The sequence below is a fragment of the Chloroflexus sp. genome (assembly GCF_056331925.1).
This window is the reverse complement of sequence record NZ_JBWGQH010000005.1, coordinates 102558-119284: the sequence shown is the minus strand read 5'-3', so window position 1 is coordinate 119284 and position 16727 is coordinate 102558. Positions and strand designations below refer to the sequence as shown.

Sequence of the window (16727 nt, the reverse complement as noted above, 5' to 3'; positions counted from 1 at the left end):
AGTTCGTATGTTGAATTTTTTCCGGCGTTTGCTCGGCGATAGCAACGAGAAAGAAATACGCCGGCTACAGCCAATAGTGGAAGAGATCAACCGGCTTGGCCCAGAATTCGCCAAGCTGAGCGATGCCGAATTACGCGCCAAGACCGATGAATTTCGCCAGCGTCTTGCCGATGGTGAGACGCTCGATGATATTTTGCCCGAAGCCTTTGCGACGGTGCGTGAAGCTGCCGCGCGTACCATAGGTCTACGTCATTACGACGTACAGTTGATCGGTGGTATTGTGCTCCACCAAGGCAAAATTGCCGAGATGAAGACCGGCGAAGGAAAGACGCTGGTGGCAACACTGCCGCTTTACTTGAATGCACTGGAAGGCAAAGGCGTGCATCTGGTGACGGTCAACGACTATCTGGCTAAAGTCGGCGCCGGGTGGATGGGGCCGATCTATCACTTTCTCGGTTTGTCGGTTGGGTTTATCGCCCACGATCAGAGTGCGTTATACGATCCTGATTATATCGACCCCAACGCCAACCCGGAAGATCAACGACTCGTCCACTGGCGGCCTTGCACCCGCCGCGAAGCCTATTTGGCCGACATCACCTACGGCACCAATAACGAATTCGGCTTCGACTATTTGCGCGACAATATGGCCTACGATAAGTCGCAACTTGTTCAGCGTGAGCTACATTACGCCATCGTTGACGAGGTAGACAACATCTTGATTGACGAAGCGCGCACACCGCTGATTATCTCCGGCCCCGCGCAGAAGTCGTCAGACCTGTACCGGCAAATGGCAAAGCTGGTGCGCCAATTGCGACGCTCATCGGTGACGGCCAAACAGGTGAAGGAAGAAGGATTAGAGCCAGACGGTGATTTCTTCGTCGATGAGCGGACCAAGAGCATCTATCTTAGCGAAAAAGGGATTGAGAAGCTTGAAAAACTGCTCAATATCCCTGCCGGCGAGAGTCTATTCGATCCTGAACACTACGAAAAGACTCATTATGTCGAGAATGCACTCAAAGCGCAGTTCATCTACCAGCGGGACCGCGATTACATGGTGACGCCGAATGGTGAAGTGGTGATCATCGATGAGTTCACCGGCCGGGCCATGCCAGGGCGGCGCTGGAGCGACGGCTTGCATCAGGCCATTGAGGCAAAGGAAGGGGTGCCAATCAAGAACGAGAATGTCACCCTCGCTACTATCACGTTTCAGAACTACTTCCGTATGTATAAGAAACTGGCCGGTATGACCGGTACTGCGTATACCGAACGTGAAGAGTTCGCCAAAATCTACAATCTCGACGTGGTGGTCATCCCAACCCACAAGCCGATGATCCGTAAGGATCTGCCCGACCAGATTTACGCTACCGAAGAGGCGAAGTTCCGTGCTGTGTTGCGTGAAGTGCAAGAGATGCACGAGATCGGGCGACCGGTGTTGATCGGCACCACTTCAGTCGAGACATCAGAACGACTAAGCGCTATGCTAAAGCAAGCCGGTATTCCGCACAATGTGCTCAATGCGAAGCACCACGAGCGTGAGGCAGCGATTGTCGCACAGGCTGGACGCAAGGGGGCGGTGACGGTTGCTACCAACATGGCCGGTCGTGGTACCGACATTTTACTCGGCGGTAACCCCGATGGTCTGGTCGAAGAGTTCTTGCGCAAAGAGGGTCTGACGCTGGAAACGGCTACACCTGAGCAGAAGCGAGCAGCGTGGAAAAAGGCTAAAGCGTTGACGGAGGCGGAAGGCGAGGAGGTGCGTCAGTTGGGCGGATTGCACGTGATCGGCACCGAGCGTCACGAAGCACGCCGGATTGACAACCAGTTGCGCGGGCGTGCCGGTCGCCAAGGTGATCCCGGCTCGTCACGGTTCTTCCTCTCCCTCGAAGATGAACTGCTGCGCCGATTTGGGCCGGTTGAGCGAATTAAGGGCTTGATGGAGCGGTTTGTGGAATCGGATATACCCCTGCAAGCCGGCTTGCTCGACCGCACGATTGAGAGTGCGCAGACGCGCGTCGAGGGCTACAACTTCGATATCCGTAAGCACACCGTCGAGTTTGACGATGTGATGAACAAGCAGCGTCAGATCATCTACGCCGACCGCAAGGCGATCCTTGACGAAGCCGATATGCGGGAACGGGTACTTGATCTGATGGCCGAAGAGATTCAGCGCCAGATCGATGAACATCTCAGCGATGGGGTTGATGAGTTCGGACTGACCGAGCTGTTGCGCGTGTACCGCCGGATTGACCCCACCCTGCCGGCAACCGTCACGGCTGAGACGTTGAAAGGCAAAACGAAGGAGGAGATCGAACAGTTCTTACTCGACCACCTTGAGACCACGTATGCCGAACGGGAGAAGGCTATCGGGCCGGAGGTGATGCGCACCGTCGAGCGACGGGTGATGTTGGGAGCCATCGATCGCCAGTGGGTCGATTATCTGACGGCGATGGATGAGTTGCGCCAAAATATCTTGTTGCAAGCGTATGCGCAAAAAGACCCACTGGTCGAATTCAAGCGCGAATCGTTCCGCATGTTCGACGAATTGAAGGCGAACATAGCGCACGACATTGTCTACAACATTATTCCGGCTTCGTTCCAGTATGAAGCGTATCTGCGCCAAATTGCTGAAGAGCAGGCACGTCGTTTGGCAACCGCACAAATTGCCGGTGGGAGCAGTGAGGTTGAACAAACGCGCAAGCCGCAACGACGCACTGTACAGCAGATCGGGCGGAATGATCCGTGTCCGTGCGGGAGTGGCAAGAAGTTCAAGCATTGCCATTTAGGTCGGGAGCATGAGCTAGCCGCCTTTATGAATAAGACACCGACGACGACACCGAAGGAAGAGCCGCAACCGGTGAAGCCGGCTATCGCTGAAGAGGCGGCGAAGATCAGGGCAGCGATTGATAATGGGACGTTGCCGGATGCAAGCACCAAGACACCTCGTGGACGACAACCTCAGGCTGTCCCGCGAGGGAAGAAACGATAAGAAGTATAGCTCTCTCAGGAATGCGGCAGTATGACTGCCGCATCTCCGTTATCCGGTAGGTGTACCGTCGCAAACGTGAACCTACCGTACCTCAAAAACCACGTTCTTAGCGAAATCGCTGTTATATCGCCAAAAACGACAGATAAAAGATCAGCAAGAAAATAAACGAGACTGCATTGGCAATTAAAGCCGCCATATAACTAGCAGCAGCTTTGCGCTTGCGGATCAACATCAATACAAATCCCTCGACAATAACGGCTACCGCAAATGCAGCTACGATGACAAACAACGGATTTTCTAGAGTTAATAGCAAGCGGCTTAACAACACGATGACGACGGATGAGACCGCGCTAGCAACCACAACATCACCTAATGAACGGAACAATGGCTGCCATTTGATTTGCACCATTGCCTGCCACTCGATGAGGAGCATCAGAATGATGATGCCTACGCCTAGCGGACTTAAAAAGAGTTCGGCAAATGGAAACATCTACATCCATCCCTATTGACCACAACTACCCATCGCCCGATTATAGCGGATATTGGCTCACTACAAGGTAAAACGCTGGGCCAACCCGCCGGCAAGGTGGAGCGCTGCCGCAAACGTTCGGTCACGACTGAGCAGGCGCAGCTCGGTAGCGAGCAGATCGGCGAGCGTTGGTCGTTCGATGGATACTGTACGTTCGATCGGGGCTGTCCCGACAATCGTGGCTCGTGTGCAGGCGTGACCTTCATCGTCAATCAACTCGACAACGAAAGAGGCTTGCTGGTTGTCGACAGCTCGCATTGACAAACGCACGAAACCTTCGCCACCGTGCGGCACCGGACGAATTTCAACATTGACCAACCGGATCGCTGACGGCCCGACGCCAACTGCTGGACGGCGTAGATAGAGCCGAATGACCTCACCTTCCATCCCAACCGCATCTTCGAGTGGTATCCATTTCAGGCAACTGGCCAGCCAGCCCACAAAGAGCAGTGCGCCCACCGGATTAATGGTGGTGTTGGCAGCATATTCGATCACAATTTCGTCAATCCGATGCAAATGCGGCAAAAAGGGTCGCGTATCGAAAAACTGGGCAGTTAACTCACGCCACGGGGTCAGTCGAGTCCAGCCGAGATCACTTATCGCCGGCGACCCGTTGGTCGTCTGCTCAAAAGCCGCTAGTGCGCCGAGTTCACGCACCGGATCAGCAAACGTTGTCGAGTCGACGATAACACGGTCACATAAGCGGTAGAGGCGTTGGACCAACGGCTGGGTAAACGGTTGTGGGCCTGGTGCCCATAACACAACCGGGAGATCGGGTAAGAGTAAGGGAAGAACAAGACTGGCTAACTGACCGGCGGGGGCACCTTGTGCGCTAATCGTTACCTGTTCGCCACACACTTGTGTCCGACCCGCATTGGCGAGCGTACAAAGTGCTTGCACACTTGCCTGCAACTCGATCTTGTCCCCGGGCCGATCGATGACGATCACCATGCGATTAGGATGCTGAGCCGTAAGCACCGGCGCTACAGCCAGCGCTTGCTCAGCCCATTCGTCATTATATGCACGCACGATCAGGTTGAGCGTAAGCGCTCGAATCACTGCCTGTCCACCCGCATTGGGATGATTCGCCTGCTCTTGCCACATCTGATGTAGCTCACGCTCGATGGCGTGAATATCAACCGTTGCTTCGCTCATACCTACTCCGTCTTGACATGGGCGATGAATATCAGCATAGATGTTGCCCTGCGATTGTCAGACCGGTGCCTCGCCCGCAAAAGCACCATCGCCGGGGAACACATCCCACTGCACGCATCGGCTATCAGGTTGGTGAATTGAAAAACAACACACCTTTATAATCGTCGCCATGATCGACCATCACGGGCAATAAAATCATCGGCTGCGGCCGGCCCCCAACTACCGGCTTCGTAATTGGGAAACGGTGGCGGTGGCCCTTCGGCCCATGCTTGTAAGATCGGAGTTAACAATGACCAACTGGCCTCGACTTCGTCGCGACGGGTGAAGAGTGTACTGTCACCGAGCATACAATCGAGTAACAACCGTTCGTAGGCATCCGGTGAGGTAACACCGAACGAGACCCCATAGCGAAAATCCATCGTGACCGGACGGATCTGTGGCTGACCGGGAGTCTTCGAGCTAAACTTCAGCGATATTCCCTCATCGGGCTGGATGCGTATTGCCAAAACATTGGGATCGAGATCGTTCAGGGGAGTATCGGCGAAGATCATCGTCGGTGCAGCTTTAAACTGAATAGCGATCTCGCTGACGCGTCGCGGGAGACGTTTGCCACTGCGAAGATAGAACGGGACACCTGCCCAACGCCAATTATCGATAAACAGCTTGAGTGCGACGTAGGTCTCGGTTTGGGACGTTGGCGATACCCCCTTTTCTTCACGATACCCACGTACCGGAATACCGTTCGCACTCCCCGGCCCATATTGGCCGCGCACCGTATCATTCACCGACAACGGGCGTACCGCGCGTAGCACTTTCACCTTCTCATCGCGCACGGCATCGGCATCGTAAATTGCCGGCGGTTCCATCGCCACCAGACAGAGCAGTTGCATCAAGTGGTTTTGGATCATATCGCGCAACGCGCCGGATGTATCGTAATACCCGCCACGATCCTCCACCCCAATCGTCTCGGCGACGGTAATCTGCACATGATCGATATGACTCCGATTCCAGATCGGCTCGAAGATACCGTTCGCAAAGCGAAAAATCAAGATGTTTTGGACCGTCTCCTTGCCGAGATAATGATCGATCCGATACACCTGATCCTCCTGAAAGACCGATAATACCTCGGCATTGAGGGCCTGTGCGCTCGCTAAATCGTGACCAAACGGCTTTTCGATGATAATGCGTGTCCATCCATGGGAATGGGCAAGACCATGTGCGCCTAACTGGGCTATGATAGTTGGATACGCTTCGGGCGGCGTTGCAAGATAAAAGACTCGATTCCCAGCCGTCCCGCGTTCAGCGTCAATTGCTGCTAAACGTTCGGCCAGACGATCATACGCAGTGGGGTCGTCAAAGGTACCGCGATGATACTGGATACCCTGGGCAAAGCTTGCCCATAACTCTGGATCAACCTCACCTGAACGTGAATTGGCATTCACTGCTTGACGCAACAAATCGCGAAAATATTCATCAGTCCAGTCTCGACGGGCAAAACCGACAACCGAAAAGCCGCCGGGCAAGCGACGTTCACGGGCCAAGTTGTAGAGAGCCGGCACGAGTTTGCGACTGGTAAGATCACCACTGGCACCGAAAATGACCATAGTACATGGCTCGGGAGTACGAGCGATGCGCAATCCGGTGCGCAGTGGATTCTGTTGTGCTAACGTTGTCACGATGGTAAACCCTGTGTTCAAGCCCTATTCCACTTTCTTCACCGCATGACCACCGAATTGCTGGCGTAACGCTGCGAGCACCTTCGCACTAAAGCTATCTTCCTGACGCGACCGGAAGCGCATTTGCAGCGACAGGGTAATGATCGGAGCCGGGACATCGAGATCAATACTCTCTTGAACCGTCCACCGTCCCTCACCACTATCTTCAACATAACCGCGGATACCGCTCAGATCGGCATCGGCAGTAAAGGCCCGCTCGGCCAACTCGAGCAGCCATGATCGCACGACACTGCCCTGATTCCAGAGATGGCTAATCTTGGCGAGATCGAAATTGTAACGCGATTGACGCAGAATCTCAAACCCCTCGGCATAGGCCTGCATCATGCCGTATTCGATACCGTTGTGAATCATTTTGACGAAATGACCGGCACCGTGCGGCCCACACAACAGATAACCATCCGGTGGGGCCAGCGTCTGCAATAGTGGCTCAACGAAGCGGAACGTCTCTTCGTCACCGCCGATCATCAAACAATAGCCGACGTGCAACCCCCAGATGCCACCACTCACGCCGGCATCGAGAAATCGCAACCCATGCGCCGTCAATTGCTCCGCATGCGCAATACTCGCTTTGTAGTTATTGTTTGCGCCATCAATGACAATATCACCCGGCGTCAATAGCGGGATAAGTGCTGCAAGATGTTCGTCGGTGGCTGCACCTGCCGGCAACATGAGCCAAACGACGCGCGGTGGGGTCAGCATCGCAACCAGATCGGCCAAACTATCGGCAGCGATCAGATCGTGCTCGGTCGCCAACTCATGGGCTTTCGCCACTGTACGGTTATAGACAATCACCCTATGACCGCCACGGCGTAGCCGAATCGCCATATTGGCGCCCATGCGACCAAGACCGATCAGTCCAACTTCCATGATCTACTCCTTGACAACTCCAAATTATTAGACGATTGACAATTCAGACACAGGCATTATACTCCGGTCTGAGAATGGAAGTTTCGGATGAACGAGCATCGTTGCTCGCTACTCCTCACCCATTACGCAGACGATCTGTCTATTGACACGTGCTAGCGTTCCAACATTCACCTGGCTATGGAGTATATCTATGCCGAATCAACCACCTTCAGGCCACTCACCTTACACCGATACAACGGTAGTTATGCGGCGTACACCTGATCCCAAACAACACCGTCGTTCATCACCACCGAGCACACTTCCCCCAAGCTGGTACCGGTTATTTGGTCGAATTATTCTCGGTCTGGCGATACTGATGGTGGCCGTAGTAGGCATCGGATACTGGCAGATCCACCAATTGGCTCGGCAGATTGTCGTCGCCGATCCACGCGGGTCGGCATCGGCCTCACCGCTATTGGGAGCAAACATTCTGGTAGTCGGGGTAGACATCCGTCGTGACCGTCCTGAAGACGGGGTACGTAGTGACACGTTGATGTTAGTACGATTAGACGGGAGGAAAGGTTGGATCAATTTGCTTTCGATCCCACGCGATACCCAAATCGATCTCCCTGAGCGAGGACCGAGCAAGATCAATGCTGCGTATGCCTACGGTTATCGGCATGCCGTCGACCTGTACGGTGAGGGAGTTACACCGGAGCAGGGGGGTATGGCCCTCGCCGCCGAGACGGTTAGTTCCTTCCTCAACCTCGATCAGCGCGGCATGCGGGTTGATTACATTGTTCAGATCGACTTCGATGGCTTCGCCGCCCTGATCGATGCGCTTGGCGGGATAACCATTGATGTCCCCCGACGGATCGTTGACGATGCCTACCCCACACCCGATTACGGCATGATGCGGGTTGAATTTGAACCCGGCCTACAACGAATGGACGGTGCTCGTGCGCTGATGTACGCTCGTACCCGCCACGCCGATAGCGATTTTGGTCGCACCGAACGTCAGCAACAGGTTGTGCAGGCAATTATGCAAGAGATTCGCCAACGCAACTGGGTCGAGCGTGTCCTCCTCTTGCCACGAGTCCTGCAAGCTGTGACCGGCAACGGCACAACACCGGCCATCATCACAACCTTGCCGTTGTCGAATATTGATACGCTACTGGCGCTAGGGCATATCGCCATGACCCTCGATCCGGCCCTGATCGGGCGTTATCGGATTGAACCGAGCAAGGTGGGTGTCACTACGAACGGCACTAACCTGATTTGGGATTCCAATGACATAGCTACACTCGTCGACCGGTGGTTAACCCCACCGGGAGAAGCGAGCGAACAGGCACGAGTCCAAGTTTTCAACGGTGTCGGTGTGAAGGGGCTAGCACGGTGGACGAGTGACGAGCTACAGGCGCACGGGTTTACCGTCCTCATGCCGGCCGATGCGCCACCAGGAGACTACCCACGAACTATCGTCTATCAGGTCGGTGATGCCCCCTTTACCGCCCGTCGCCTTGCCCAAGTACTTAACGCCGATCTGGTGAATGATGCACCGCCGGGGATCGTGAGCGAGGCTGAGATTGTGGTGATCGTAGGGAAAGACCGCGCCCCGTAATGATTGTGGCTGACGATTCCGCAGACACACAGGCACCGTCGCAAATGATACGACCTGTGCGTCCATTATCCATCGTCTAGGGTCGCCAGGATACGATGGACACGGATCGCCAACCATAAGGCAAAATACTCTTCAGCATTATCGAGATCCATCCCGCTAATTTCTTTGATCCGTTCAAGACGATAAAGAAGTGTATTCCGGTGAATGTATAACGCCTCAGAAGTTGCCCGCAGATTACCGAGATGGTTAAAATAGGCTTCGAGAGTCTTGATCAGATCGGCGTGCTGGCGTGCATCGTACTCCGCAAGGCTAGCCAACGTCTCACGATAAAACGACCACAGTTCAGGCGTCTCACGCAAACGGATTAACAAGCGATACACACCAAGATCGGCAAAAGCCAACACGCGATCATTGCCAAAAAGCTGGCGTCCAAGACTCAACGCTTGCTCAGCCTCTTCGAGCGAACGTCGCCATTCAGACAAATGCGCTACCGGCGTACCCATCGCTATCACCAGATTGGGGTGATCTGGCAACAGTCGTTCGCGTAACTGCTCGGCCAACTCGCGCGTTCGGGCGATACTCACCGTCGGTATCATACAAAGCACACTACTCTCACGACGCGAGATCGGCGCGTTGATATTGAGGTGCTTCAACTCACTCTGAATATTGGCCGCCGCACGTCCTAAGGTTGCCACACTCGCCGCATCGATATGTATCAACAATGCGGTATGAGGCATATTCAGCGTATAACCAAGCTCTTGACCGCGCTGGATCGCGGCGGTGAAATCACCGGAGGTACCGACCAGAATACTGGCGATAAAGTCACCGCGCAGCCGTTCCTCAGCCGCCTGTACGGCTTGTTCCTTCGCCAGCTCTAACGCCAACGCCAGCGCACCCCGCTGCACAGCCGTCTGATCCCACCGATCAAGCGTAGGACCGGCAATGGCGACGTAGCCGGTTGGTACATTTTGATTACCGATCGGCTCAACCCAAACCTGCTGATTGAGCAACATTATCTCACCACGCGCAGTTGGGCGCAAAGCCTGCAACGCCAACCGCGCCTGACCACGCCCACGTTGCGCGCGCAGTACGCCGTTTGGAGCATAACAAGCGATACTCTGGCCGGTCCGCTCGTGCAACAGATCGAGTAACCCGCCGATCCCGCCACCTTGCAACGAGCACTGGGTAAGCAAGTCGTACAGTTGAGCAGCGCGACGTTCAAACTGCGCTTCATAATCGGTAATCAAACGCTTAATCTCGCGCTCAACTTCCCGTAGATCGGCATCATCGGGCAATTGCAACAATGGTAACCGGGCTTCCTCCGCCGCCTGCACATCGCTCGGCGTGATGGCACCTAAGGCAACCACCCCGGCAATTGGCACCGGTGCTTGCGCCAAGCGACGTATCAATACGTCCAGCGTTAACCGTGGATCAAGCGCTTGTGCCGCTGCAACCGATAGCAAGGCAAGTTCACCGCCGCGAAGTTCGGCAAAGGCTGGTAATGTTGCTCGCAGGGTGGCAATCCAAGTCACTTGACGGCCTAAGCCAGCAGTACCGGCAGCTACCGTGGTTCCATCCGGCAACGCCAATCGCACAACATCGCGCACGGTGATGGTTGTCATACAAACCCAACAACAATCGTTATCACAGAGTCTAATTCATATTATACCCGTTTCTGAACCGTATCGATAAGCACCGGGAAGCCCATCGGCTTCGGCAGCAGAGGTACAACGTCACTGCTTGACAAACAGTTGTCTCATGGGATATAATCGCTTACACAATAATTCAAAATACAACTATTCGATTGACAACAAAGTAATTCTATGGCGCCATCCGGCATCGAGCAGCACCGTATGATCCAAGAAATTTATGTTCTGCTGGACGATGGCGATCGTCGCGTATTACGCCAATTCCAGCTCAATCCTACCCAGTACGCAGCACTGTTGCTGCTGGATGAGCACCATGGGGTACGGTTGTCGGATCTGAGCCACTATCTTTTGATCGACAAAAGTAGTACCACGCGCCTGGTCGATCGGTTGTGCGCTCTTCATTACGTTGAACGAGTAGCGGATCCAACCGATCGGCGAGTTCAGCGGATCGTTCTCACGCCACAGGGTCGTTTACATCTGGCAAAGGTACGAGCAGCTCACCGTGAATCGCTTATCCGACGGTGGTCGGTGCTTGATCAAGCTGAGTGCGATACGCTTACCCGCTTGCTGCTCAAACTCCGCCACCAATTGAACATCTCGCAGCACGGTAAGTTTGATACAAAGGGAGGTGATCTATCGCTCGAATCTGATCGTTAATGGACATACTCAACAACTCTCGAACGGTGTTATATGGTTGATTAGGCACTGTTGCCTCGAACAAAGGAGGAACTTGTGAAGCGTTCGATGTTTTCACTGCTTACCCTGCTCGCTCTGTTCGCTACCTTCCTCGCTGCTTGTGGTTCAGCTCCCACTCCCGCTCAGCCGACATCGGCCCCCGCTCAACCGACTGCTGCTAGCCAACCTGCTACCGGCGGAATGGCGATTACCGGTACTGTCACGCTCTGGCACGCCTACGGAACCGGCAGCGCCGAAGAGAAGGCCATCAATCTACTGATCGACCGTGCCCGTGCTGCGTATCCGCAGGCTACCATCAATGTGTTACAAATCCCATTCGACCAGATTTTCAACAAGTTCAACAACGAAGTATCGTCCGGTGGTGGGCCTGATATGTTCATCGCCCCGAACGATAGTCTCGGTAGCCAGATTCGCGCCGGCGTCTTGGCCGATCTCAGCGAGTATCAGAGCATGCTGACCGATGTCGCGCCGACCGGTGTGGCCGGTATGTCGCTCAATGGCAAGCTATACGGTATTCCCGAGTCGTTCAAGGCGGTAGCGCTCTATTACAACAAGAGCAAGATTACAAACCCGCCAACAACGACCGATGAGCTGTTGGCCATGGTCAAAGAGGGCAAGACGCTGGTGCTCAACCAGAATGCCTACCACAATTTCGGCTGGTTGCAGGCATTTGGCGGCCAACTGATGGATAATAACGGCAAGTGCATTGCCGATCAGGTCGGTGGTCCTGAGTGGTTCGCTTACCTCAAGGCGTTGAAGGAGGTGCCAACCGTCACCTTCTCGACCGACGGTGGGCAGGCCGATTCGTTGTTCAAGGATGGCAAGGCCGACATGATCATCAACGGCCCTTGGGTACTCGGTGACTACCGCGCCGTGTTAGGCGATAACCTCGGTGTGGCACCGATGCCAGGCGCTACCAAACCTGCCGGGCCGCTCACCGGTGTTGATGGCTTCTACGTTAGCATCAACAGCCAAAACATTGCCGGTGCCGTCGCATTAGCAATGTTCCTGACCAGCCCTGAGTCGATGAAGGTATATGTCGACGAGGCCGGTCATGTGCCGGTAAGCACCAAAGTTCAGATTTCCGACCCACTAGTGCAAGCGTTTGCCCAAGCTTCGGCGACCGGTGTACCACGGCCACAGATTCCTGAACTCGACAACTACTGGGGCCCCTTTGGCGACGCCATGACGAAGGTACTCGATGGTGGCGCCGATCCGGCTGCGGCTGTGGCCGAAGCCTGTGCGCTGATGAACACCGCAAACGGTAAGTAAATGCCTGTACCTTGCCGGCTCCTCGACACTGAGGGGCCGGCAATGGTATCATTATCGGCACCAAGTCCAACCGCGAGAGGAATTGCATATGGCAATCACGAACCCGGAGCTGGCCTCACCATCGGCCCAGACGTCGCGATCGGCCCTGCGTGAGGGGTGGAAACAATTACGTACCCCGCTTATCTACCTGTTGCCGGCGCTGATCATTATGCTGGTCGTTACCTTCTACCCGCTGGCATTTCAAGTCTGGATGTCGTTTACCGATTACGGGGTAATCAAAGAAGAGGGCAAGCAAACCCTCAACCCTTTCGGTCCTAATGGAGCTACGCCACCTAACTACCGCCCAGCTCAATACGTTGGCTTCAAAAATTATCTCGATATTATTACCAACAACCCCCAATTCGTTGCTCGACTGGGCGGTAATTTTGACTTTTGGCGATTACTTGCATTTAATCTATGGTGGACCTTCTCAAATGTTGGGTTTCACGTTGCACTTGGTATCATTATTGCTGTCCTGCTGAATGTAGAAGGTCTTTGGGGACGTAAAATCTACCGTGCTATTTATATCTTACCGATGGTGTTACCCAATATTGTGGTTGCCACCGTCTGGCGTAACATGTTTGATGATCAGTATGGTTCGATCAACCAATTGATCAACCTTATTATCACCCCTTTTGGCTTCGATCCGGTCCAAATCCGCTGGTTTAATCAGATCCAAGACCCTATTCCCGGCATTGGCCTACCGCTCAGCTATTACGCAATGCTTATCGCCAACATTTGGCTCGGTTGGCCGTTTATGACCATCGTCGCCACTGGTGCGTTGCAGTCGATCCCAAAAGAGATGTACGAAGCGGCGAGTATTGACGGTGCAACCGGGATGCAGCAGTTTTGGCGGATCACCCTACCATTGCTACGTCCGGCAATGGTTCCGGCTGCAATGGTTGGAATTGTAACGACATTCAACCTCTTCCACGTGATCTATTTTATGAGCGGTGGTGGGCCACTCGGTCGTACCGAGATCATGGTGACGCAGGCGTTTAAGCTGATCAACGTTAACCAACTCTACGGCGTCGCAGCCGCTTTCTCGGTAATCATTGCGCTGGTGCTGATCCCGATCTTCTTAATTACCAACAAGATTTCGCGCGCCACGGAGAGCTACGATGTCTAGTGTAACTGCTCATCCTCGCCGTTCAGGCAGTACCTCCGCCGGTCGTCGGTTACAGTGGTGGCAGCAACTGATCTTGCAGGCAATCTGTCTGTTTATCGCCGCGACGGTGCTGTTTCCCATCCTTTGGATTGTGAGCATGTCGCTCGATCCACGGAACATCTCGCGTCCTACCGAGCTAAACCTGATCCCTCCCGGCGCGTCCCTCCAAGCGTATTTGCAGGTGCTCGACCGCCCAACCGCCAATCCGGTGACCTTCGCCGAACTGGCCTTCAACAGTGTTCGCCTTGCCGGTGGCGTATCGGCATTTTCGTTACTTGTCGGCGTCAGTGCAGCGTATGCGTTCTCGCGGTTTAAATTTCCCGGTCGTCAGTTTATGATGATTGCCGTGCTGGCGATTACCGTCCTGCCGAGTGTCGCTACTATTGCCCCGCTCTTCGCACTGCTCAATAGTATCCGCATTAGTAGTGCGATACTGAGTATCGTGTTGATACTGGCAGGTCTGATGCTCCTTGGACTGACCATATTCGCCGTTGCTCCGGCTATTCGCTTGGGTTCTGCCGGGCCGGGCAACTATTTCTTCGGCGCGGTGGGCTTAGTTATCAGTCTTGGTTTGATCTATGGCGGGTTAACTCCAGCACGGAGCGACGTGTTTGTGTTGCGCAATTCGTTGCTTGGGGTCGGCATTGCAATGGTATCAGGCGCCCTACCGTTTGCAATTTGGAACCTTAAGGGGTATCTCGATACGATTCCGAAAGAGCTGGAAGAAGCTGCGATTATCGATGGTGCTTCTCCTAATCAGGTCTTCTTTCAGATAGTGTTACCGCTGGCTACTCCTGCATTAGCCGTGACCGGGTTTCTGGGCTTTGCCGGCGGTTGGACCGAGTTCTTTTTGTCGTGGCAGTTCCTTACCGATCCTAAAGATTTTACGTTGGCGATGTCCCTTTACAATATGACCGGCCAGTACGCCGGGCAAATTCCGTGGTCGCGTTTCGCTGCGTTTTCGATCTTGTTGTCGCTGCCGGTAGCGATTGTCTATCTACTGTTGCAGCGGTATATCGTCGGTGGGCTAACCCTAGGTGGCGTGAAGGGGTAATCTCGATAGCGACACTACACCGTCGCCGAAGTAGTACTGTCTATTAGAGGATTGATCACTGTGGAACAGATACACGTTTCTGCCGATTTTATTTTTGGCACGATGGCCACCGACAGCCGCCGGCTTGGTTATGTGCGCGCTGAATTGGCCGGTATTTCGCACCGCTACCGTATGGAACCATCTGCCCCCAAAGCCGGTGAGCCGGTGCGGCTATTTGTGACTCTTGGTCCATCGATTACTGCCGATTGCGTCAGTGTCTACTACACCACCGATGGCAGCGAACCGGCGGGGCAGCGTGGTCAGCCTGCGCCCGGCAGTGCAGTAGCTTCCGGTCAGCGCATCGCCAGTCAGTGGGACACCTTGCTGTGGGGGTATGCCGAAGAATGGATGATAGAGTTACCTCCCCAGGCCACCGGCACCGTCGTGCGTTATCGGATTGAAGCGTGGCTACGTGAAGGCAAGGGTTCGCTATGGTACAGCGAAGTGATCGGCGCGACTGAAGGCGATGGGAGCGTGATCGGGCAACCCGGCCCCGGCGATCACTATCTGCGCGAGATGGGCGCAGAGTTCAACCTCACGTTCTACCGTCGTCCCCGCACGTGTGCCTACCGCGTCGGCGATGAGGGAACACCGGCGTGGCTCAATGAAGCGCTGATCTACCATATCTTTATCGACCGTTTTCACCCCGGCCCCGGTCGGCAATTCGCCGATCCACCGACACCGATGGGGATTTACGGGGGTACGTTAGCCGGTATTACCGCTCAGCTCGACTATATCGCCAGTCTGGGCACAACTGCCATTTGGCTCTCCCCACTCTTTCCTTCACCGTCTCACCACGGCTACGATGCCACCGATTACTACAGCGTCGAGCCGCGGTTAGGTACCATGATCGATCTGCAACATCTACTTGCTGCCGCTCATGATCGCGGCCTGCGCGTGCTCCTCGATTTCACCGCCAACCACTTCTCGAACCAACACCCCATCTTCCAACGTGCAATCAGCGACCCGACCAGCCCAGAACGGGATTGGTTTATTTTTACCCGCTACCCCGACCGCTACGTCTCGTTTTTTGGCGTACACGAATTACCACAACTCGATCTCGATCATCCGGCGGCGCGACAATTTATGATCGATGCGGCTCGTTACTGGCTCGAACAGGGAATAGACGGCTACCGGCTCGACTACACCATTGGCCCCTCACACGATTTCTGGACGGTCTTTCGGGCTGCGATGCGTACCGTCAAGCCTGATTGTGTCTTGCTCGGTGAAGCAGTCGATACTGCCGACATTCTGCGCTCGTATTACGGTCGGCTCGATGGGTGTCTCGATTTCTTGCTGTTGCAAGCGTTGCGTCGTTTCTTCGCTTTCGATGAAATGAATGCCAGCGCCTTTGCCGTCTTTCTCCAACGTCATTTGGCATACTTCCCCACCGGCTTCGCTTTGCCCAGTTTCCTCGACAATCACGATATGAACCGCTTTTTGTGGGTGGTCCGTGGTGATACCCGTCGGCTCCGGCTCGCCGCCCTCTGTCAATACACACTACCACACACACCGATTCTCTACTACGGTACGGAAGTCGGACTAAGCCAGCGCCTCGATGTTCGCCATGCCGATGGCAGTGGTCACCCTGAAGAATCACGGCTACCGATGCTGTGGAGTGAGGCCCAAGATCGTGAACTGTTGGCATTTTACTGTCGACTCGGCGCCTTCCGCCGGTCTACAACGGCCGTCTGGCGTGGTCAGCGCACCTTTTCCCACATCGATGACCACCACGGACAACTCGCCTATACATGTACTGCCAACGGCGAAACGTGGTTGGTTGCGCTTCATCATTCATCACAGGCCGGTAGCATACCACTCCCGGCAGGAACATGGGACATAGCGTTCGTCACGCAAACTGCCGAAATCGTTGCCGGAAAGGTGTGGCTCCCGGCGTATGGCGGTGCTGTGTTACGACAATTGTCCTAGAACCGGAG

12 protein-coding genes are annotated in these 16727 nt (G+C 54.6%); 7 read left to right on the top strand and 5 right to left on the bottom strand.

Features of this window, described 5'->3' with window-relative positions; translation table 11 throughout:
- Positions 1 to 7: 7 nt before the first annotated feature.
- Positions 8 to 2986 (top strand): preprotein translocase subunit SecA, encoded by a 2979-nt coding sequence (secA, locus tag AC01ZF_RS04335; RefSeq protein WP_424674473.1) that lies wholly within the window; start codon positions 8 to 10, stop codon positions 2984 to 2986.
- A 121-nt stretch (positions 2987 to 3107) separates the two neighbouring features.
- Here the strand turns inward: secA and AC01ZF_RS04330 are convergent, their stop codons facing one another.
- From AC01ZF_RS04330 to gnd, 4 genes are all read right to left on the bottom strand, one after another.
- Complete coding sequence (locus AC01ZF_RS04330) at positions 3108 to 3476, bottom strand: hypothetical protein (protein WP_424674474.1); 369 nt, start codon at positions 3474 to 3476, stop codon at positions 3108 to 3110.
- Between the two features lie 60 nt (positions 3477 to 3536).
- Positions 3537 to 4670, bottom strand: a complete 1134-nt coding sequence (locus AC01ZF_RS04325) for a glucose-6-phosphate dehydrogenase assembly protein OpcA (protein WP_424674475.1) — start codon at positions 4668 to 4670, stop codon at positions 3537 to 3539.
- A gap of 155 nt (positions 4671 to 4825) precedes the next feature.
- Positions 4826 to 6346 (bottom strand): glucose-6-phosphate dehydrogenase, encoded by a 1521-nt coding sequence (gene zwf / locus AC01ZF_RS04320; protein ID WP_424674476.1) that lies wholly within the window; start codon positions 6344 to 6346, stop codon positions 4826 to 4828.
- Between the two features lie 24 nt (positions 6347 to 6370).
- Positions 6371 to 7273, bottom strand: a complete 903-nt coding sequence (gnd, locus tag AC01ZF_RS04315; RefSeq protein WP_428111254.1) for a phosphogluconate dehydrogenase (NAD(+)-dependent, decarboxylating) — start codon at positions 7271 to 7273, stop codon at positions 6371 to 6373.
- A 190-nt stretch (positions 7274 to 7463) separates the two neighbouring features.
- Between gnd and AC01ZF_RS04310 the strand changes: the two genes are divergently transcribed.
- A complete protein-coding gene (locus tag AC01ZF_RS04310) occupies positions 7464 to 8873 on the top strand; it encodes an LCP family protein (RefSeq protein ID WP_428111256.1) in 1410 nt (469 codons plus the stop codon).
- Between the two features lie 65 nt (positions 8874 to 8938).
- Here the strand turns inward: AC01ZF_RS04310 and AC01ZF_RS04305 are convergent, their stop codons facing one another.
- A complete protein-coding gene (locus AC01ZF_RS04305) occupies positions 8939 to 10495 on the bottom strand; it encodes a PucR family transcriptional regulator (protein ID WP_424674479.1) in 1557 nt (518 codons plus the stop codon).
- A gap of 231 nt (positions 10496 to 10726) precedes the next feature.
- Between AC01ZF_RS04305 and AC01ZF_RS04300 the strand changes: the two genes are divergently transcribed.
- From AC01ZF_RS04300 to AC01ZF_RS04280, 5 genes are all read left to right on the top strand, one after another.
- Complete coding sequence (locus tag AC01ZF_RS04300) at positions 10727 to 11179, top strand: MarR family winged helix-turn-helix transcriptional regulator (protein ID WP_424674480.1); 453 nt, start codon at positions 10727 to 10729, stop codon at positions 11177 to 11179.
- Between the two features lie 75 nt (positions 11180 to 11254).
- Positions 11255 to 12490 carry an extracellular solute-binding protein gene (locus tag AC01ZF_RS04295; protein WP_424674481.1) on the top strand — a complete coding sequence of 412 codons (1236 nt, stop codon included), beginning with the start codon at positions 11255 to 11257 and terminating at the stop codon, positions 12488 to 12490.
- An 88-nt stretch (positions 12491 to 12578) separates the two neighbouring features.
- Positions 12579 to 13658 carry a carbohydrate ABC transporter permease gene (locus AC01ZF_RS04290; protein ID WP_424674482.1) on the top strand — a complete coding sequence of 360 codons (1080 nt, stop codon included), beginning with the start codon at positions 12579 to 12581 and terminating at the stop codon, positions 13656 to 13658.
- Positions 13651 to 14751, top strand: a complete 1101-nt coding sequence (locus AC01ZF_RS04285) for a sugar ABC transporter permease (RefSeq protein ID WP_424674483.1) — start codon at positions 13651 to 13653, stop codon at positions 14749 to 14751. The genes AC01ZF_RS04290 and AC01ZF_RS04285 overlap by 8 nt, the downstream gene beginning before the upstream one ends.
- Before the next feature lie 60 nt (positions 14752 to 14811).
- Positions 14812 to 16719, top strand: coding sequence for an alpha-amylase family glycosyl hydrolase (locus tag AC01ZF_RS04280; RefSeq protein ID WP_424674484.1), 1908 nt, complete (start codon positions 14812 to 14814; stop codon positions 16717 to 16719).
- Positions 16720 to 16727 lie beyond the last annotated feature (8 nt).

Bases quoted from the DNA above. Each gene is read 5' to 3' on its own strand.
- AC01ZF_RS04305 (WP_424674479.1), bottom strand. From the start codon at position 10,495: ATGACAACCATCACCGTGCGCGATGTTGTGCGATTGGCGTTGCCGGAT.
- AC01ZF_RS04325 (WP_424674475.1), bottom strand. From the start codon at position 4,670: ATGAGCGAAGCAACGGTTGATATTCACGCCATCGAGCGTGAGCTACAT.
- AC01ZF_RS04300 (WP_424674480.1), top strand. From the start codon at position 10,727: ATGATCCAAGAAATTTATGTTCTGCTGGACGATGGCGATCGTCGCGTA.
- AC01ZF_RS04310 (WP_428111256.1), top strand. From the start codon at position 7,464: ATGCCGAATCAACCACCTTCAGGCCACTCACCTTACACCGATACAACG.
- AC01ZF_RS04290 (WP_424674482.1), top strand. From the start codon at position 12,579: ATGGCAATCACGAACCCGGAGCTGGCCTCACCATCGGCCCAGACGTCG.
- AC01ZF_RS04330 (WP_424674474.1), bottom strand. From the start codon at position 3,476: ATGTTTCCATTTGCCGAACTCTTTTTAAGTCCGCTAGGCGTAGGCATC.
- AC01ZF_RS04285 (WP_424674483.1), top strand. From the start codon at position 13,651: ATGTCTAGTGTAACTGCTCATCCTCGCCGTTCAGGCAGTACCTCCGCC.
- gnd (WP_428111254.1), bottom strand. From the start codon at position 7,273: ATGGAAGTTGGACTGATCGGTCTTGGTCGCATGGGCGCCAATATGGCG.
- secA (WP_424674473.1), top strand. From the start codon at position 8: ATGTTGAATTTTTTCCGGCGTTTGCTCGGCGATAGCAACGAGAAAGAA.